The sequence below is a fragment of the uncultured Parabacteroides sp. genome (assembly GCF_905196875.1).
In the GTDB taxonomy this organism is placed as follows: Bacteria; Bacteroidota; Bacteroidia; order Bacteroidales; family Tannerellaceae; genus Parabacteroides.
Window position 1 is genome coordinate 1 of record NZ_CAJJWO010000048.1, and the last position, 21,367, is coordinate 21,367.

Annotated in this window: 12 protein-coding genes; 1 reads left to right on the forward strand and 11 read right to left on the reverse strand. The window is 44.9% G+C overall.

Annotated elements, in window-relative coordinates:
- From QZ076_RS15155 to QZ076_RS15175, 5 genes are all read right to left on the reverse strand, one after another.
- The coding region (locus QZ076_RS15155) for a sugar-binding domain-containing protein (RefSeq protein WP_293714460.1) at positions 1 to 1,655 on the reverse strand (1,655 nt) is incomplete at its 3' end.
- Between the two features lie 31 nt (positions 1,656 to 1,686).
- A complete protein-coding gene (locus QZ076_RS15160) occupies positions 1,687 to 4,974 on the reverse strand; it encodes a DUF5107 domain-containing protein (protein WP_293714462.1) in 3,288 nt (1,095 codons plus the stop codon).
- 10 nt (positions 4,975 to 4,984) lie between these two features.
- Positions 4,985 to 6,358: a sugar porter family MFS transporter gene (locus tag QZ076_RS15165; RefSeq protein ID WP_293714464.1), complete on the reverse strand. Its 1,374-nt coding sequence runs from the start codon at positions 6,356 to 6,358 to the stop codon at positions 4,985 to 4,987.
- Positions 6,359 to 6,499: 141 nt separating this feature from the next.
- Positions 6,500 to 6,859 carry a hypothetical protein gene (locus QZ076_RS15170; RefSeq protein ID WP_293714466.1) on the reverse strand — a complete coding sequence of 120 codons (360 nt, stop codon included), beginning with the start codon at positions 6,857 to 6,859 and terminating at the stop codon, positions 6,500 to 6,502.
- 134 nt (positions 6,860 to 6,993) lie between these two features.
- The gene (locus QZ076_RS15175) at positions 6,994 to 7,842 is read right to left on the reverse strand and encodes a LytTR family DNA-binding domain-containing protein (RefSeq protein ID WP_293714468.1); all 849 of its coding nucleotides are present in this window, start codon (positions 7,840 to 7,842) and stop codon (positions 6,994 to 6,996) included.
- Positions 7,843 to 7,943: 101 nt separating this feature from the next.
- On the opposite strand from QZ076_RS15175, the gene QZ076_RS15180 reads away from it, so the two are divergent.
- Positions 7,944 to 8,831: an AraC family transcriptional regulator gene (locus QZ076_RS15180; protein WP_293714470.1), complete on the forward strand. Its 888-nt coding sequence runs from the start codon at positions 7,944 to 7,946 to the stop codon at positions 8,829 to 8,831.
- Positions 8,832 to 8,836: 5 nt separating this feature from the next.
- Here the strand turns inward: QZ076_RS15180 and QZ076_RS15185 are convergent, their stop codons facing one another.
- The 6 genes from QZ076_RS15185 to QZ076_RS15210 all read right to left on the reverse strand — a co-directional run bounded on the left by QZ076_RS15185 (position 8,837) and on the right by QZ076_RS15210 (position 21,341).
- On the reverse strand, positions 8,837 to 10,705 hold the full coding sequence (locus tag QZ076_RS15185) for an FAD-dependent oxidoreductase (RefSeq protein WP_293714472.1): 1,869 nt from the start codon (positions 10,703 to 10,705) through the stop codon (positions 8,837 to 8,839).
- Positions 10,706 to 10,749: 44 nt separating this feature from the next.
- Positions 10,750 to 12,210 (reverse strand): alpha/beta hydrolase fold domain-containing protein, encoded by a 1,461-nt coding sequence (locus QZ076_RS15190; RefSeq protein ID WP_293714474.1) that lies wholly within the window; start codon positions 12,208 to 12,210, stop codon positions 10,750 to 10,752.
- Positions 12,211 to 12,280: 70 nt separating this feature from the next.
- The gene (locus QZ076_RS15195) at positions 12,281 to 14,761 is read right to left on the reverse strand and encodes a hypothetical protein (RefSeq protein WP_293714476.1); all 2,481 of its coding nucleotides are present in this window, start codon (positions 14,759 to 14,761) and stop codon (positions 12,281 to 12,283) included.
- Positions 14,762 to 14,784: 23 nt separating this feature from the next.
- Complete coding sequence (locus QZ076_RS15200; RefSeq protein ID WP_293714478.1) at positions 14,785 to 16,188, reverse strand: FAD-dependent oxidoreductase; 1,404 nt, start codon at positions 16,186 to 16,188, stop codon at positions 14,785 to 14,787.
- 96 nt (positions 16,189 to 16,284) lie between these two features.
- On the reverse strand, positions 16,285 to 17,994 hold the full coding sequence (locus QZ076_RS15205; RefSeq protein ID WP_293714480.1) for a RagB/SusD family nutrient uptake outer membrane protein: 1,710 nt from the start codon (positions 17,992 to 17,994) through the stop codon (positions 16,285 to 16,287).
- An 11-nt stretch (positions 17,995 to 18,005) separates the two neighbouring features.
- A complete protein-coding gene (locus tag QZ076_RS15210; RefSeq protein WP_293714483.1) occupies positions 18,006 to 21,341 on the reverse strand; it encodes a TonB-dependent receptor in 3,336 nt (1,111 codons plus the stop codon).
- Positions 21,342 to 21,367 lie beyond the last annotated feature (26 nt).

Consider the following 21,367-nt stretch of genomic DNA (forward strand, 5'->3'; position numbering starts at 1 on the left):
AAGCCTTTTTTCTCCAACTCCCGCTTTACTCCTTTAAAGTTTAACGGTTCCAGAACGCCGGTGTATTTATCTATTTCTTTCAGGTTCGGAAAGACAGAATACTGTCCGATCTCATGGGTTACAAGCGGGACGGTCATTCCTTCGACTGAAGCCACATAGTCCTTATCGAACGAAGGGGATTGAGAATCGAAGACTCCCTGACCACGAACCCACCCTTTCTTAGTCCATTGCGTAATAAAAAAGTCGTCATTCGGTTCAGGCCAGTCACCATGCCCCTTTTCAAAGGTGAAAGAGGTTGTCGTATATAAACGGCGTGGGTCTTTGCTCTTGACATGATCCAGCAGACCGGACAGGAAATCAAAATCGGGTTGCAACTCATTTCCAAGACTGAAAAAACAGAATGAGGGATGATTACCATATTCTGCCAGGATACGGTCGGCCTCTTTGTAAAGGAATTGATAGGTTTCCTTATCCTGACCTAACGTAACCGACCAAAGCGGCAATTCCACCTGCAGATAAAAACCTAAAGAGTCGGCTACCTGAAAGGCAGCTTCAGGCGGACACCAGGAGTGGAAACGCAAATGATTCAATCCCCATTCGCGGGCAGTCAGAAAGACCTTCTTCCATCCTTCCGGTTCCATCGGCGGACGGCCGGTAAGCGGGAAGATACAGCATTCGAGCGTTCCACGCAGGAAAACTTTATTTCCATTTAATAACAGATCAGATTGGTTATGACTGAATTCACGCATACCGAACTTTGTACTTCGCCCGGCCTTCACCGAACCGGCTTCCACATTTAGATCTAATTGATACAATGTCGGAGTGAATTCATTCCATACCTGCATCGAGTCACCCATCGGGCAAGTGATGTCCAACTGCGTTTCTCCCGATGGAAATTCCATATCACGCGTTACGGTTGTAATCGGAGTATTTTTCTGCTTTTGTACTACAGCCTGCAAAATGCCTCTTGTAGCCTGCCCACGATTAGTGACTGTTCCTTTCACATGTATTTGTTTACCGGGAACGTCCGGATACACTTGTAAATCTCCGATGGAAAGGGCTTCTTTTGCCGTAAGGGATATTTCACCGATGATACCGTTCCACATAATCTGTGTTTCGTTGGTATAGGCATGAGCCATATCGTTAACCGAGATATCATGTCGTTTCCGGTTATCGACGCAGACGGTCAACTTATGTTTCCCCGGTGTCAGGTATTCCGTCAGGTCGAAAACATGCGGGCTGATCAGACTTTCGTTATATCCGGATACAGGATTCCCGTCTACCCATACCCTTGTTTGCCAGATAACACGTTCCAGCTTTAGTTCGATGGATTTGTCTTTCCAGTCCGATGGAATCGTTATTTCACGGGAATACCAGGCGGGACCTACATAACTGTTTTTACGGGTCAGATGAAGTATCTGCGGTTTACCGATAGAAGGCGGCAGGGTATTCGGAACACCGTATCCAGCTTCGTCTGTCGTTCCTGGTAGTTGGATCTTATCGGCAAACGAACGGTCGAACCATTTCTCCGATACACCGACATCGGTACTATCCATCGCAAACTGCCATTCCCCGGCCAAAGATAGCACCGGTGATGTTTCCTTACAAGCAGAAAACATCATCAGAGAGATACATATTAATAGAAGTTGCTTCATCGTGTTTAGTATATTATTAGTCCGATTGTTTCTAAATCATCGCCCGATGTATCTGTACCCCCTGATGGTTATTATCCATCCCGGCAGCGATCTCGAAATACTTAACAGCCTTTTCAGTGTTTCCTAATCCCAGGTGGCCTAATGCCATCAGGTAATTGCAGTGGATACGATTCTTCTTGTTCATGTCGTCTTCCCAAATTTGCAGATCAGGCAAGGACACGGCAAAATAATCCATTTTGAAAACATCATACAAATGTTTCTCTCCGTAAGAGATCAGGTTATTGAAACGGCCACGCGCTTCTTCCTCGCGTCCCAACTTACGTAAGGCAAGTCCCTGATAGAATATCTTATCAGGCTTTTGATCATTGTAATACATGGCAGCAGCGGGCTGACTGTTTCCAACGCTGGCTTCCAGGAAGAGAGCTTCAGCCTCTCCTTCCCTGCCAAGAGCTTTCAGGGCACAGGCTTTATAATAATTGAAATCGTTCTCCTGAGCTCCGTACAGTTTCCCTTCTCCAAAGTTATGCGGATAAACGAAACATTCTTCAATCAGGGCTAATGCTTCCATATACTTACTTTCAGCAAGATATTTTTTGACCAGTTCGACACGTGCCAGCTGATATTGTGCCGGGACCTTGCCTTCTCCCCCTTCCCACGGATGGAACTGGCGGGCATCGATCATACGGATAGCCTCTTCGTACCGGCCCAATTGATTCAAAAGTGTGACATATTCCAGATACAAATCATCACGCTGGAATGCAACTTCTTTATGTTCATCAAGGACAGCCAGTCGATCGGTATGCGACCGGTTCAGACGTTTGTACAGTTGATCGAGTTCCATCAGGATGCGGGCGTCTGTCGGATCGAGGGCAAAGGCCTTCTCCAATAGAATGACTGCTTCGTCCTGTTTATTCAGTTTATTGAAATAAGCCAGTGAAAGATTACGCAACACCGTCGGGAATGTTTCATCCTGTTTCTTCGAAGCTTCCCAACAAGCAATCGCTTCCGGGTACTGACGTTTGTCGTACCATAAATTACCCAGGTAATATAATGCTTTCGGAGTCTCTGCCGCAAAATCGATTACTGCCTGAAGAGCCGGAATAGCTTCCAAGGTATTCGGGAAACAACAATCAGGTATTTGTTTCTCTGCCTCACGGATAGCCGCTAAAGCCTCTTCTTTCCGATTCAGACGGATCAGGAACCAGCTTTTATAATAATGCAACATCGTCTGGTCGGCAACATGTAGCCTGATAGCCGTATCAGCCACTTTCAGGGCTTCTTCCCAGCAACCAGCCGACGCATAATCGAGTGCCAGTTCGCCATAGTTATGCCCTTCCGGACGCATCAAAGCAACCAATGTTTTCAGATCGGATTCCTTTCCGGTTATCAGATACTTCTCAAAACCACAACCAAAGTTGAAACGGTCGATACGCAACGATTCTTCGATCAGGGCTATCGCTTCATCGTTTCGTCCCAGGTGACGAAGGATAACAGTTTTCAAATGACGTCCCCGGAGGTTATGCCAGTTACGGAGCAGGGATTTATCTATTTCATAGAGTGCCTCCTCCCAGTCTTCCCGGGCAGTCGACAATTGGGCGAGGGAATAATAACCGGCATCCTGCCAGGCTGCATTCCAGCAAGCTTTATAAAAAGAGTCATACGCTTCTTCATTCTTTCCCTGATACTTTAAGGAGAGTCCCAGATTGTACAACGGCTCACCGTCATACGGATTCGGATTCCGCTCTGTCAATGTCTTCACTGCCTCACGCAGATAAAGTTCTGCCTGGGCAAACTGTCCTTTGCGGATCAGCCACAGACCCATTGCGTTATTATTGCGCACATCGGTCGGGTCACGGCGAATAGCTTCCTGATAATAATCGGTAGCCGAATAAGTGGCGTGGCGGTATTGTTCGAGATGCAGGCCTGTCAGATACAGTTGCTCGGTAGTCTGTATATCTTTCGGATCGAGAGCTGCTTTTGCCGGTTCGGGAACTTCTTTGATAACATCCGGTTCAGGTTCCCATGTCAATACCTGTTTGCCTTTTGCATTACAGATACAAACCTTCACATCGCACAGGCTATCGACAGGGACAAACTCTTCCAGTAGATTTTCCGGTGTTATGTCGCGGGTAATATCGAGACAGGTCTCCCCTGCTTTTTCGATGGTAATATGCAAATCCTTTTGTATCGAAGTGGCAAATATCTTTAATAAAGCACCCTTTCCATCGGGTTCTATATTCATCAGAAGGTCAGAAGAGGCATTCTTCACTACACCCAGTTCGCGATAAGGCATAAAGTATTGGGTAAAGGTCTTCTCTTCGTAAGGTTGCAACCAGGTGAAGTCGGGCTGGTTGTCGGTATAGACGCCGGTCATCAGTTCGATATACGGACCGTCCGCATCTGTCAGGTTACGATCCCAGGCTTGTCCAAAGTCGCCATTACCCCAGGTCCATTGCTTTTTACCCGGTGAGATATGGTGGTTCGCTACGTGAAGAACACCGGCACGGGTATCATTTTCATAGCCTCCCACAAAGTTATATTTGGAACGGATCGCCATATAAGAAGTTGGAACCGGTATATTCTTATAACGGGAAATATCCACTCCCGCCGAATAATCCATCTTATAGTAAGTACCGGTAGCGATCGGATAACGGGACACATCGCGTTTTCCATGATCGAACACGGCATTTACATCAGCGGGGAATACCGATTGATAAGCATCATTCACAGCCACCGCCGGATTTGCCCACCAAAGGAATGTCTGGGGTACCGGGGTCGGATTATAGAGTTTACCCTGTATCTCCAGCACGGCACGCCCCGGACGCAACGTAAAACCTGCCATCCCTTTCTGATGGAACATCCGTTCGCGTTCGCTCACCCAGACAATGGCACTGCCGTCGGCACACCGTTCGATCGTATAGTCGATCGGCAGGAATGTACTCGGGCGATGGTGTTGCGGCCAGTTGAATTCGATACCACCCGAAATCCACGGCCCGGTCAACCCCACTAAAGCCGGCTTGATAACATGATTATAGTAGATGAAATGGCGGTTTTTGATCTTATCGTACGCCATCTGCACACGTCCGCCCAATTCGGGAAGGATCATTACTTTTATATATTCGTTTTCGAGCCACACAGCATGGTAACTCTTATCCTCGCAGGTATCTTCTATCTTTTCTACGACCGGATAAGGGTAAACCACCCCACTGCTTCCCTGGTAAACACGCTTCTCCAGGAACATCGGATTCTTTTCAGCTTTGCCAATACCATAGGTAGGAAGAAGGATGTCTTCTTCCCAAACTTTCACATTCTCAGTCATTTCAGTATATTTATTTCGTTAATTCTTTTTCCAGTTCTTCGAGTGTCTTACCTTTCGTTTCAGGAAGCTTGGCACGGATAAACAAGAATCCGCCCAGACAGATGAGACCATACAGCCAGAAGGTACCCGAAGCCCCTACCGCCTCATTCAACAACGGGAAGGTATATGTCAGCAGGAAGCAGGCCACCCAAAGGAAGAAAGTGGAGATTGCCATCGCCATTCCGCGTATCCTAACCGGAAATATCTCGGAAAGAACCACCCAGACTACCGGCGCCAGCGACATGGCATAGCAGGCGATTACCATCACGACGAGCAGCAACATCGGCCAACCGCTGATCCCGAGGAAGTAACAGGTTCCCAGAATGGCATAGATAACAGCTAATCCAGCCGAGCCGACAAACATCAGTGTCCGTCTGCCCCATTTATCGACAGTATAAATTGCGACAAAAGTAAAGATCACATTCGTTACCCCGGTCACCACAATATTCATCAGGACATCGGATACGGCATAACCGGCCTCCGAAAATATCTCGTGCGCATAATTAAAGATCACGTTGATACCACACCACTGCTGGAAGATGGCCAACACAATTCCGATGATCAGCACATTCCGTACTCCCGGTTGAAGCAAGGCGCTCCAGTTTGCCTTTTCCGCCTTTTCATCGGTCAGCTGTGCCAGTTCTGTCAATGTCTGATCGGCATATTGCTCACCACCGATACGTATTAATATATTCCGGGCCTGCGTTGTCTTTCGAACTGTTGCCAGCCAGCGGGGACTCTCCGGAATAATAAAAGAAAGAACGAAGAATAATCCTGCCGGAACCAGTTCTGCCCAGAACATCCACCGCCAGGCCCATTCCACACTTTCGGCACTCAGCACTTCACTACCCTTCGTAAAATACTCCCCGATCTGCCAGTTAGCCAACTGAGCCATCAGGATACCCAACACGATAGTTAACTGATTGAGTGAAACGAACTTTCCGCGAACCGATGCCGGAGCCACCTCCGCTATATATACAGGTGAAATATTCGATGCGATTCCGATACCGAAACCACCGACTATGCGATAGAGAATAAACCAGGTAAAGTTGTTGACCGCCCCTGTTCCATAGGCAGATAATACAAAAAGAAAAGAAGCGATGATCAGCATCTTTTTTCGTCCATACTTGTCACTCCATTCTCCGGACAGTAATGCCCCCGCCAGACAGCCTATCAGAGCACTGCTCATCGCCCATCCGCGAAGAGCGGCAGAGCCTTCGAGCCCAAAGAACGGTTCATAGAAAATCTTTGCACCGCCGATCACCACCCAGTCGTAACCGAATAGCAATCCTCCCATAGCTGAGACAAGGCAGATAAGTAATAAGTAAGCAGTCGTTCGCTTCATGGTAATAGAATTAAATTTATGGTACAAAGAAATCGGTTTTCCGCTAATAGGGAAATAGATAAAACCGGCTTGGAAATGGACAATCTTTCGATTCTCCTTTCCAGGCCGGTACACCAATGAAAATAGTTGCTTTTCCGGGAGTTACTCCAACTTCTTCAGACTCACGCCTACCGGTGATCCGTCCACCTTCACGTCAGCCACTAATTTTCCGTCTTTCTGATTAAATGCGATTTCCACATCGCTGCCTTCAACACTCAAACTACATTTATAAGTATCTCCCACTTTATCGATCCGATCGACAATAATCTTATCATAATTAATACTGAATGTTACATTCAATTTACCGTCTTTTGTTTTAAACTCGATATTCCCTTTATCGTACCCGTAAGGAACATCGGTCGCACTATACTCCCATTTACCGGATAATCCGTCTGTCTTGTCCTGTGCGGATACTGTTAACGAAAAAAGCATACAAAATAAAATACTTACAATCTGTTTCATGATAATTTACTTTTTAATGATTACTTGTATCGTTGAATTCAACAGTAGCAAAGATAGAGGCATTTTCCTGCAACAATTCCGTTTCCGGGGTATATTTCCCTATTCCGGGACGAATGGGTAAGGGGGTAAACGGGTTATATCTCGAGTGCTTCTTTCATCAATCCGACATATCCCCGCGATACCGGGACAGTCCGGGTCACACCGCTGATCTCTATCTCATAGGTACGTCCCGCTTTCCGCAAACAATGAATCGCTTCCCTGTTCACCAGATAGGAACGGTGACAACGAAGACTGCCAAAAGGAACCAGAATCTCTTCCACATTCTTCAGGGAATTCCGGATAAGTTCTTTAGTGACCCGTTGTTCCTTTCTGAAATAAACCAGCACATAATTATCGGCAGATTCAATAAACAAAAGATCTTCCGGTTTAAGAGAGAGACGCAATTGCCCGTTTTCATCGGTAATATTGATCCGTTCCGCGCGGATTGGCTGTACTTTGAAAGACTCTGCCCTTTGTAAAGACACCTTCCGCTCCCGCCTGAGTTTCAACAAAGCGAACAGGTTCAACCCGAACAGATAATATAGCAGCAGAATAGGTATCACCATCCGGGCTGTCTGGAAAAAGTTCGTCATCCAGGGATTATCCGGACTTTTATATAAAATACCTAAAGAGACGATCAGAAAGAGTGCATCCAAAAGATACCCCAAACCAAGATGATACATCTTCATGGGATGTCTCCTCCAAAGAAAAGTCTGTAATAGCTGAGATGCTAAAATAGCCAACCCGACAACCACCAACAATCCCGCCAGGGCAAACGAGTGGAAAGGAGAAAGATATCCGATCCAGGAAATAATGTTAAACGGAGAAAACAGATAAAGAAAGAAGACGCAGAACACCTCCATCCCTCCGATAAAAAACATACGGGTCTGAAAGGATTCCAACAAATCGAATGGCCTATTCAAAAATTGTATAACCGGTTTCATTCTTCCTCTTTATATTATTCGGGGATAAAGATAAAGAATAAATGGATTATACATTGATCGAATAAATAATATATCTTTGCAGGCATCTATAATCCAGTACCATGATCAAACTAAAAGACGGCTTCAGCGGCGAACGGGCACTCGTGTTACCTCAATCCATTGTACAGGAAATGGAAAAAGATGCGCTTTCATCGATCCTGCACATCACGGACATCGGTTATTACCCGAAGGCTCTTCATCATTTCCGCGAACGGACGGAACCGGTCAGCCAGTTTGTCTTTATCTATTGTATAGAGGGAGCCGGATGGTTCCGCATAGGCGAACAGGAGTACACCGTGACCGCCAACCAGTATTTTATCCTGCCGGCCGGAATCCCTCATGCCTACGGTTCGGACGACAACAATCCCTGGACGATTTATTGGATACATTTTAAAGGGAAGCTGGCCTCCTCTTTTGCCGGACAAGCCTCTCGCCCGATCGATATAAAACCCAGTGTGCAGTCACGAATCAGTAACCGTAACGACCTTTTCGAGGAAATATTCCGTACACTGGAGATGGGATACAGCCATGAAAACCTGCTGTATGCCTGCTCCGCATTTCACTATTACCTGGGATCTCTGCGCTATCTCCAACAATACCGGGAAGCAGCTCGCAAAGAATCCGATACAAATGATATCGTAACCGCGGCTATCCATTATATGAAAGAGAATCTGGAAAAGAAACTGACATTAGCAGATCTGGCCACCCATATAGGTTACTCACCGTCCCATTTCTCCGTCCTGTTCAGTAAACGTACCGGATATGCTCCGCTGACATACTTCAATCACCTGAAGATACAGCAAGCCTGCCAACTGCTCGACTTCACAGACATGAAAGTCAATCAGATATGCTTCAAGATAGGGATAGAAGACACCTATTATTTCTCCCGGTTGTTCAGTAAGGTGATGGGGATGTCGCCCAGGGAGTATAAGAAGCAGAAGAAGGGGTAAAATACCTATTTAACAATAGGTATTTCCTTCAAAGTTCCTCCTTCATTATATTTTTGGTTATTAGGTAAACCTTTCTTTCCTGTACCAACCTCTAAGAGTTTTTTCAACTCATCCAGATAGGATTGATATACGTCTCTAGGAGATACACCATACTTCTTACAAATGGAAGAGGCCATACCAACCACTTCTCCCATCATCCCTGTTGTTCTCATGACACGAACTGTTCCCAAGGCAACATGGGTCACACTTATATTACGTCCGGCCATAAACAGGTTATCAATATTCCGTGAATACAGGCACCGGTAAGGTATCGGATACGGATAGATATTAATATGTTTTGCGATCGACTTAAATTCCCTCTCCGGGAAGTTTTTCGTATTATCAGGATCCGGATAATGCAAATCAATGCTCCAAGTCGTAGCGGCTGTTCCATCTTCATGTGCTACATATTTACGAAGATCATCTTCCTTCAAAATATAATCCCCCATCAGACGGCGCGACTCACGTTTACCTGAGACATAAGCTACCCAGCCCAATTTACGATCACGATACTGGGAATTTTCCTTCATTCGATTTTTCAGGAAGCTCCAGTTAGAATATACAACCAATAATCCATAATCACGTATACGTTCGAAATCTTTTATCTGGTCATAATTCATTCCTGTCTCCCATGTCCATTCCCCCATCATCACCTTTTCAGAATTCTCCTCATTAAATTCCATGCCATAATTGAAATGAGGAAATACGGACGGTCTTTTTTCATCAATTGAATACCATTGGACTGATGCACCCATTGTCATCTTATCTCCCTTCTCTGGTGCAGTATTTTCACCGAATTCTTCCCGACTTTCACGTCCCATACGATAATCTGCACCAGCCAAGTAACCAATTGTACCATCGCCTGTACAATCTGAGAATAAAGGAGCTTTAAATTCCACTTCTTTTCCACTTTCAATGTGTTTAGAAATAACAGAAGTAATGTTATTGCCTTCTTTCGTGACACCAACAGCACGATAATTAAGAAAAAGAGTTATATTCTTTTCATTCTTCAACCAGTCTAGCTTTTTCTGATCTTCATAATATTCTGCCGGTTGAGCATTTCCACCACGTGTCGGGCCGAACTCTTTCTGAAGGTTACCAAGCTCTTTATAAGGGCCGGCCTCTATGCGCCCTCCCAAATGGACACGTATCTCAGAACTATTATTACCACCTACAACCGGACGGTCATTGATCAGCGCAACTTTACAGCCCAGTCGGGCCGCGGAGACTGCCGCACTCATTCCTGCAATACCAGCTCCTACCACAACAAGATCGTATTGTCCGGCCGGCACGGGAGCATCAGGCAATCCCAATGCTTTACGGCGGAAAGCCTCGAGCTTTTTTACGTCAGATGGGGGTACTTCTCTTTCCGATGTGGTAAAATAGATTGCATCGCAACGCCCATCAAAGCCTGTCAGGTCATGTAGCATTATTACTGTCTGCTGATTTTTCACCGATACTTTTCCGGCAGCCTGCCACATCCAGCCCGTTCCTTCTGCACCAAGCGGAGACGCTAATTTCTTATGGCCGACAGACAAACTGAATTTTCCGGGACCTTCCCCATCCTTCCAGGGAGAAGTCCAGTTGTAGGTACGTACATAAACATAATAAGTGCCGGTTTCAGGGAAGGCAACTTCCGTCCAGGCATCATCCACCGGTTCTCCCATGCCGTGCGCCAGCAAATAAGGCGATCCCATAAGATCCATAAACTGCTGGTCGACTACCCAACCGCCTTTATGAGTAAAGCTTTCAGCCTCTACGAAAAGGTTGGCGGCACGAATAGAACCTAAACCGGCCTGAAGCAATAGAACAATAATAAACAACTTTATTTTCATAGATTCAATTTATATAATTTATAATACTTTGTCATAAGCCAGCCCTATTTATCCGGCAAATAGCCATATCCGGATAAAAAAGCATCTGTCTTTCTCCTTACCTCGTAGAAATTATCCGTCAATTCTTTCCTGTACAAAAAAATGGGATGCCCGGCTCCCTCAAAAAGTTGAAGTTCGCAATCGACGCCGTTCCGTAAAAGTTTATCTCTGAACATTTCGGCAGTTTGTACAGACACCAGACGATCTTTCGTCCCCAACATAAAAATAGTCGGCGGAACACCTTCAGATATATGATGCATCGGGGATATCTCCCTGTATCGCTCTTTTATTCGGGAATGACTGAAAGTTCGAGATACATTATCGACTACCGCATAATATAAAATCAATAAATCAGGTTTGTAACCGGCCGAATCAGGTTCACCACTCCCGATTGTACCGAGAGCAGCAGCCAAATGTCCGCCGGCAGATGCACCGGCTGCAACAATTTTAGCAGAATCGATCCCGTAAGAGCCGGCATGTTTTCGGAGCCAGCGTATGGCATCTTTTGCATCCTCAAAACTATCGAACGGATCAGACCGATGCAAATATTCAATGCGGTAATCGACCGATACAGCAACCATACCTTTCGAAGCATAATAAGCACATTCCCTGTAAAATTGCATCGGAGTACCTAATTTCCATCCGCCACCGAAAAAGTAAACGATAGCTGGCCTTCTTTCTCCTGCATTTACCTGCTGCGGTCTGAACAGATGCAAGGTGAGGGAATCTCCGTTTGCTAATGTTTTATACCGGATTATCTCAGGAGAAAACGCCATTACAGGTGTAGGCAAAATCGTTTTCAGGGCATCAAACCAGACCGTAGCCATTCTCTCCGCTCCTTTTTCATTCGGATGAACTTTATCCTGAACGGTATATTTTTCCCAGTCAAAACTCCCGGTCTGATCGACCAGGCTGATATGGGAAGAATGTAATCCGGATACCAGTTCCACAATCTTACCGTTCAGAGCGGGGATATAAGAGTACTTAGGTAATTTTCCACTCGGTATTACCTGTGCAACCAGGATATGGGCGTACGGATTGACCGCCTGTATCTGGCTTATGATCGATTTATAAGCGGCAATCATTCCCGGAACCGGCTCCTCTTCAACAGAATGATTATGCCCGGCATGAAGTAAAACGATATCAGCCGGGTAAAGACGATATATGCTGTCTATCTTTGAGGCCAAGAACTCTGCATTCTTACCACCGAAACCGCAATGGTTCAATATCCCTATCCGGCATTTGCTCTCACGGGGACCGATAAAATCAAACTGATACCCGCCAGTGAGAAGTTTTTGCCAAAGCGGAAAAAGATAAGATTCGAAAGAGTCCGAACCCTCTGTTATAGAATCACCTACTCCCATAATAGTGAACCGTTCCTGTTTCTTCTCCTGAGCATAAAGGACAGTAGTGCCCCAGAACAGGAGAAAAAGAAGCGAATACAAATAAAAATATCTGTCTTTCATATCTTTAATTCTTTCAGGTTTACAGATCGACCTGGGACCGGAGTTTTATTTTCCCAGCCCCGGAGTCATCTTATTTATACTCCAGCCAGACAGTCACATTCGTATCCGAGTCTGAAATGAAACGGATCCATCGTGCCTGAAATGCTTCCGGAAATGGCCGGACCATTTCTTCTTCCGGTTTAACCTTGTAAGATGCATATTCCATCCAATCTCCATTCCCTGTCGGATCAACTTCTATTGTAAAAGTAACATCTTTATCCGACCGATGCGATAAGGTCAGTACTTTCTGATCATAGAAAGCTATCAGATAAGGGTCTGAGGCCACACCTGCCGTCACGGTTTCGTCCTGCCACGGGCCGCCTTTTCCGACCGGTTTACCCAACGACCATAAATCATCGATCACACCAACCCATACCGCAGCTTTCCCATCATCAGAAATCACTATATGGGGATTACTTTTAGCCTCTTCAGGGGTTATACCGGTCAACACAAGCATTCCCCGATAAGAAGCATAATCATTTATGCGGAACTGATGGGATGAAACCGGACGAATTTTGGCGAAACCATCTGCATTCTCCGCCGGAAGTTCGTAAAATGTCCCCATACAGGAGAACAGGTCACGTTCTGTTGCCACTTCCCGGCAAACACGAAGTAAACCCAGATCCGTCCACTTCCGGTAATTTTCATTACCTAGCGGCAAACGCCAACGCCGCCCGGAATCATCAATAATCAAGACAGAGCTTTTATCGACAAAAACAACCTGTTGCGGAATGGCAAATTTACTACGGATAAAATCAGCCGTTCCGGCATCCTCTTTCCGGATCAATTCCAACTTCTCACCCATTTCATAATAACCGGTTTCCGTAACTCTACCAACCACAACCGTGTTTGCCAATACGCCCAAGGCGCGACGATCATTTCCGAGTCCATACAGTAATCCGCCGACAGTCCTATTTTTATCGACACCGGTCATTCCTTTATAAACCGGATCAGAAGTTACAGGACGATTATCTAAAGATGTATAAGCAAAACCAGCGGTCGCCACCGTATTCTTATCTGTTTTCAAGCGGATCCATTCCCCTTTTTCCACGCCGGCAAAAGGAACAAAGGCCGCTTTGCCCGCATCAATCGTCACAGACTTCATGACAGTCCAATCGTTTCTGCCTCTTTCATCCACTTCAAAAGTAAAAGTAACAGACTGCTTACCTTCATTCTTTATCCAGGCACAACGATGATCCCACCCGGCAAACAGAAATGGCTCGGAAGCACATCCTGCTTTTACGTTTTCTCTTGCCCAGACTGCCCCTTCGACTGTAGCCGGCCCTAATTCATCGGGTTTCGTAAAGGAAGTAAACCACAAATTCGAGTTCGATTGCCCCGGACCTTCTATATCTCCTTTTACTTTCCGTTTGTTAAGAAATTCTTTCTGAGCGGAATCGTCACAACCGAAAACCAGCCGATCGTTCCAGCGGGTAAAATCACCTATTACTTTCAGATAAGCCGACCGCGGACGTAGGCCGGCACTATTTCCGGCAGTAAAAGTTCCGGGAAAACGCCAGAACAGCCCATGCATCGTCATCAGATAATCCGGTTCGGATTCTGTTCCGATATTACGGATACGCGGCCATTCGGTATTCCAACCATGCGCTCCGTCATAGCTGTGACTGGCTTTCGGCAGCCGGTAAAAAGACCATCCTTTCTTCGCGTCACGCACACCCAACAAAATTGATTTATGGTCCCAACCAATAGCCCATAACGGATCTGTTTCCGGATGCCTGTTCCCGCAGATACCACCAGGGCCAGTCACCTCCGTAAACTGGTTCCGGCGAACAACGCTCCAATTCTTTCCATCCCACTCTGCCAGTACACCGGCCTCTACATCAAATTTAGTCAAAGCCTCCTGAGTCCCTTCTCCATTATTGGAAAAAACCATTACACCCTGTCCGGAATACAAACCTTTACCATGAACACCCGGCAACAAGTCATTGACCGGTCCCGCATCGGTATCGTTCTTTTTCTTCTTTTTATTATTGCCGTCCTGATAAAGCTCATGTACTTCCAGGGTATTGACATCGACTTCATAGAACCCTTCTTCCATTGTTCCATAATAGATTTTATGAGTCGGATCCGTCAAATGACGTGCATTCCCCGTATGGCGTCCGGGCATAACAGAATAAGGTACTACTCGCACTTTTCCTGTTTTATCGATAGCATACGGTCCGATAAAAAGCTGGTTGCTTTCCGTATGGATCATTCTGTTCGCCGGAGTTCCGCCAATACTTTCTTTACGTATAATCTGCCGATAATCCGGAGTTATCTCATACAGTTTATCCGAAGAACCGTCAGGCAAATGCGGACCGTAAGTGATCACCCACAACCGGTCGGCCCAGGGTACGACTGCTCCGGTTCCACACTCTCCTTCGTTATTATAATAAGCCAGACGGGGATAAATGCCGGAGACAGAGTCGGGTATATTTGTCAACTCTTTCGACTTCGAACAGGCTATAATCCCAAACAAAGACAAAACTCCAATTATATATTTCACTTTCATCTCTAATTCATTTTATTTACACATCACAGGATTAACTGCCCTTCTTCCTTCAGTCTCTTCCTTAGATACACCGTATCGATTTTATGTACATCATTCCCAGACTGCTGAACAGCATGCATAGCAGCCATACCTGCCGCTTCACCGGTAACCAGACAGCAAGGCATGACCCTGGTACTGCCAAACGACTCCTCATCCGTAGAGATACAACGCCCTGCCGTCAGCAAGTTTTTAATGCCCTTAGGAGTCAGACATCGATAGGGGATTCCATGCGATTCACCTTTCCCATAATGTTCCGGCGTATGCTTGCCGCTATGGATATCTATATAATAACAGTTACGTCCGATCTCATCGTCAAATGATTTACGTTGTCTCCAATCATCGACGGTAAAAATATAATCTCCCTCGATCCGGCGACTATCCCTTACTCCCAGCAAAGAAGCGGTTCTTACCACAAATGCATTTCCGAACGTCGTGGGACGCACATCCTTCATCGCCTCCAGATATTGGACAGCCTTTTGCCTGCCCAATACCATGGCCTGCGATATCGCCCACGGATCAGTCGTATCGACATCCATGTGTCCGGCATTACACTGAAGCACATCCGGCCCGGCCAGATTATTGCAGAAATGGGTATCGACCAAAGGATATTTACCCGATCGAACCGCTTTATAGAGTGGAGTTTTTTCATCTTTCCATATGTAGAGTGTCGGTCCGTTCATATAATCATACGAATCCACATTAGCAAAAGAAAAGCATAAGCTGGATTTTTGAACAGCCCCATCATCTCCATAGCCACGTTTGAAAGGGGCACCGGCCCATGCCGCTAAATCCCCGTCTCCCGTTGCATCGATATAGACTTTGCTTTTAAAAGCAACAAGCCCGGATTTATTCGATACTATTACAGCGTCGATCGTTTCATCAGATGCCATTTCAACAGCTGCCAGCCGGGAAAAAAAGAGGACTTCGGCTCCAGACTCCGTAACCATCCGGTCATAAATACTCATCAGATATTCCGGGTTAATGCTCACCCAGTCCAATTTACTTTCCGGTTCGTGAGGCACTCCTTTTTTAGATGTTCTGAATATCTTTTCCGCCAATCCTCTATAAATGATTTTTTCTCCGTCAGAGAAAGGACACCAGGCCGGTACCATCCCGGATGTTCCCATACCTCCCAATTGCCCCATTGCTTCAATCAACAAAGTCTTTGCACCTTCGCGGGCAGCAGCAATCGCAGCCGTACATCCGGCCGGTCCGCCACCTATAACGATCACATCCCAACGGTCATCGACTTTTATTTTTGAACGCTTCAAGGTCAGACTCTTCTCCTTTGTGATATCCGGAGTAGAATTTATAATATCAGGCATAGCTGTTGCCATAGCCAGCATGCCCATTTTCTTGACAAAATTTCTTCTATTATTGCGCATCATAAGATCCTTTTGATAATTATTGTATGCCAGGTACATAAGGATATTTCTATCCCTTTGACAAGTAAAATAAAAATATCCTCATGTTCTGGGAAATGATTAATAACCTGAGTTTTGCTTCATATTTCCATTTATCAAAATCTCATTCGTAGGTATCGGCCATAAATATTGGCGATTGTCCCATAAGCGTTGCGTAAGGACAGCAATCTTTCCGGTCTGTTCTAATTTTGTAAAATCCGGTAATCCGTTTTCATCAATTTCCGGAGCAAACGGCCAAAACCAGTCACCGACACTCGTAACCTTCTCCACGCATAAAGAGGCCGGATATATAATTCCATATCCTTTTCTCTTCATCACAATTTCAGCTTGTTTCCAACGCATCATATCCATATAACGCATGTGCTCCTTGGCAAATTCCATACGCCGCTCCACTCTTAACTCATAACGAAGTTTAGCCTGATCTGTCATTTTGAATGCCGGGTATCGATCTGCCGCAGACGGGTCGACACCGTAAGCACGGGCGCGCACCGAATTCATCGCGTCCAATACCGACTGTTCGATCTGATTCAGTTCTATTTTAGCTTCCGCATATATTAACAGCACTTCGGCATACCGGCAAACAATCATATCCTGCGCGACACGAAAACCGTTCTCCGTCCAGGTCTTATCGATTCCTTTCTTCCACACCAAACCATTAAAGGAAGCATATTGTGCATTTACACGCGAATCATTATTCGTTACTTCTTTGCCAGTGGCATAGTTCATAACAGTGACGGCCTCCGGATGAGGAGAATATTCATAACCCAAAAAGTTTTCACCAAAAGGGACGATCGTCATACAACAGCGCGGATCTCTATTTTTAAACGGATCGTGCGAATCAAATCTTGGAGATTCGTCGATCGGCAATCCGTCGTCGCAAGTATAAGCCGCCAGCAAATCCCATGAAGGATCAGTAGCAGCCCATCCTCCGGCATTACGTATCAAATCATTACGGACAGTCCCGTCATCCAAATAATAATCTGCATATTCAACAGAGCGGGGGATGACAAAAATAAGCTCATCCGATTTTTTAGTACCAACCAGAAACAAATCGGAATAATCGGTATGCAACTTATAAATATTCAGGTCCATTACAGCTTTAGCAGCTTCGGCAGCGGTAGCCCAGTCCGCCATATAGAGAGCAATACGAGCTTTAAATGACAATGCGGCACCTTTTGTAGCCCGTTGCATACCCGGATAAGTTGCAGGAAGAACGGCGGCAGCTGCATCAAAATCATCATAGATAAACTTTAAAACAGTATTCTTATCCGTACGTCCCATAGCCAAACCTTGATCTATATCCAATTCTTCTTTTACCAATGGTACATCCCCGAATTTACTTACCAATTTGGAATAGGCACACCCGCGATGGAAACGGGCCTCTCCCACCAGTTGATTTACGGTTTCTTCAGAAACTCCATTTTCAATGGCACGGTCGGCTTTCAAAATGACAGAGTTAGCACGGGCTATCGCTTTATATTGATTGGCCCATAACTTTGTTACATTATCATTTTGTCCGTTTAACGTAGCGTTCTCAAAAGCGGTCAATGCCTCACGATACGTATAATCGTCAGACCAGTCAGACTGATATTCGCCATCTTGTTGCCAAAATGTGACACGATATAAATCATTTACCGCCATCGTAATTTCCGTTTCCGTGGAATACCAGGTTTCCGTAGAACCTTTTGCTAACGGGTTCAAGTCCAGATCATGGCAAGAAGATAACAGGATTAATCCTCCAACAATACTCATCACACTATTTCGTTTCATATTCATCTTTTTTAAAAGTTTACAGATATACCAAATAACAAAGAAGTAGTAATAGGATAACCAGTGTCTTTTACTTCCGGATCCCACCCTTTCGGATAGCCACTCAGGCAAAACAGGTCGTTTCCTGATACATATAAACGAATACGTTCTATACTCGCCTTTTTAGTCCATATACTTGGCAAGGTATAACCCAAAGTCAGATTTTTCATACGAAGATAGCGTCCGTTAAACAACCAGTAATCAGACATACATAAATAGGCATCTTTATTCGAACGAGTCAGACGAGGATATTTTACATTGGAGTTAACTTCATCCGAATTCAAAGAGCTCCAGTAGTTCCCATCCAGCATAGCAGGGAAATTCCCCCAATTATAAAGTAAACCCTCAATCATGTTATTCGTAATCCGCGAATGCTGGCTACCCACTCCCTGAAACATCATCGATAAATCAAAGCCTTTATAAGCTGCAGTCAGATTAACCCCAAACATATAACGGGGTAACGAACCTCCCAGCAGAATCCGGTCGTATTCAGATGAAATTCTTCCGTCAGGTACACCATCCGGTCCCGAAATATCTTTGTATCTGATATCTCCCACCTGGGTATTATCATTAAGTTTCGGCGATTTATCCACCTCTTCTTGCGTCAGAAATAAGCCGTCACTTACATAACCATACCACTCATTGAACTGACTTCCTTCTTTTTTAACCTGATCGCCTAATATTTCCGTTCCACCCAAATTCCCCATTTTAGAAACAAAATCAGAGAAGTTTGCAGAAACAGAATAACTGAAATCTCCTACCTGATCACGCCAGCCGATTTCCAGGTCGTAACCAGTCGTATGCATTTTTCCGGTATTTACACTCGGGTTGTCATAACCTATATATTTAGGTATTTCCAAAGCCAAAAGCATATCCTTTGTCATTTTCTTATAGTAATCGGCAGTGAAACGCAACCGTCCGTTAAAGAAGTTCGCATCCAGACCAATGTCCCATGTTTCCGTTGTTTCCCAGGTTATATTTCTCACTGCATAATACTGCTGCGCCGCAGTTGTTGCAGAAATAATATCTGTTCCGTTATAAAACAAAGCGGAGCCAAAATTCAATGCAGACTGATAAGGATAATAGTTTTGCACATCTCTATCGCCATCTTTCATGGTAATACGTTCGTTACCTAATGTGCCCCACGATCCCCTGAATTTAAAATAAGAAAGCCAGTCCCAATTCAGATCTTTAATAAATTTTTCCTCACTTAAAACCCAACCAGCAGAGAATGAGGGAAAATTTCCCCAACGTGAATCACCGGCAAAACGAGAAGAACCGTCACGACGGAAATTAGCCTGAACCATATAACGACTGTCATAACTATATGTTAAACGACCGAAGAAAGAACGATAGGCATATTCCTGAGCATTCCCGCTATTGTCACGATAATCTTCCGGCCCCAGATCGAGATACGGGTAATTAGTTAATTCATACTGATCGCGGGATGCACCTAAATTCTCCCAAAAAGCATAATAGTCTTCATAACCAACCATAGCGGTCAAATCATGTTTCCCAAATGTTTTTGCATAATTGGCGAAGAACTGAGTCGTCACATCGTAATCGTCATTCCGGTCTTCAGTCAGTTGTGTGGTATAAAAACCTTGCATATATCCTTTTACTGCTTCCGGATCGTCCGAATAAGTATAAGGTATTTGTTTACGGAATTTTTTTACTTTATTAAAATTATAAGTAGGAGCAATAACACCCGAGATTTTTAATCCTTCCACCGGAGAAATATCGATAGCCGCTTTTCCTCCCAGACGATTATACCAGCTTGTTTTCGAACCGCCATCGACGATCATAGCCATTGTATTGCCTCCATCCTTCACATCGCCCCACATGCCGTTGGTCCAACGCATGGCATAAACGGGGGGTGTTTTACGCTTATCGCCATCCAGAGGATTCGTATTAGGCTCTTCCGATCTCGATCGTTTGAAATTCAGGTCCAGATGAGCTTCAATATACTTATTGATTTTAAAGTCATTATTTACCCGGATCATATAGCGTTCGTAATTGCGGTTGACATATAGTCCATCCGTTTTATCATAACGGAACGAGGCTTTCGTACGAACCACTTTACTTCCTCCCGCAATATTGATAGAATGTGTCTGACGAGGAGCCGAACTTCTTAAAAGGGCATCCTGCCAATCCACATTGGGATATTTATCCGGATCTGTCTCATGATATTTCATCCAGTTGTTCACTTGATCTTCCGAATATGTTTGATACCAACCACCAGCATTATTATCGTTATAACGCAATTCATTCGTCATTTCCAGATACCTCTGAACGCCCACATAATCAGGAAGACTTGTCGGCATTTCCCAGCCGTATTCAAAATTGTAATCTAAATTCAAGGACGTTTCAGAAGCACGTTTCGTCGTAATAACAATTACACCGGCAGCAGCACGTGAACCATAGATAGAAGCAGAAGCGGCATCCTTCAATACAGACATACTTTCTACATCACTCGGATTGACCTGATTAATATCACCGGGGACCCCGTCTACGATAACCAGCGGACTCGACTCGCCGATAGTCGTTACGCCTCGAATTTTGATAGAAGCCGTAGCATCCGGGGCACTATTATCTCGGGTAACCAAAACACCGGAAGCGCTTCCCTGCAAAGCCGTCGACAATTGTGTCGTTCTACGGGCAGCCAGTTCATCTCCTTTAAGGGCTGTAACCGCTCCGGTCAGATCTCTTTTTTTCATTGTTCCATAACCAACCACCACTACTTCATCCAACATTTCAGAGTCTTCCTGTAAAGAAATGGACAAAGTCGACTTATTCCTGACCGGAACCTCATTGGGTACATAACCGATATAGGTAATAGCTAATATCGCATTCGGGTTGACAGTTAAAGTAAAACGACCGTCAATATCAGTAATGGTCCCGTTAGCTGTGCCTTTCTCTACGACATTGGCACCGATAACAGGGTCTCCCGACTGATCTATAACATGTCCTGTTATTTTTTGAGACGTTTGTTGATCAACAAGCATCTCTGCTTTGATGAGAGTAATATTTTTACCGACCAGTTTATAGGTCACGCCGGAATTTTCCAAGAGTTTATCCAATACTTCGGATACGGATTCATTACGGGCATTTAAAGAAACTTTTCTATTTACATTGATTTCATTCTTATCATACACAAACAAATAATCGGTTTGTTTCTCTATCTCACCAATCACTTCCCGAACGGAAAAGTCATTAGCCTGTATCGATATTTTAGTATTCTGCGAATTGGCTTCAATTGCAAAAAGAGAACAAATACAAGAAAATAAGGCAACAACAATGATTTTCATAATACGAAATAGGTGTTTAATTACCG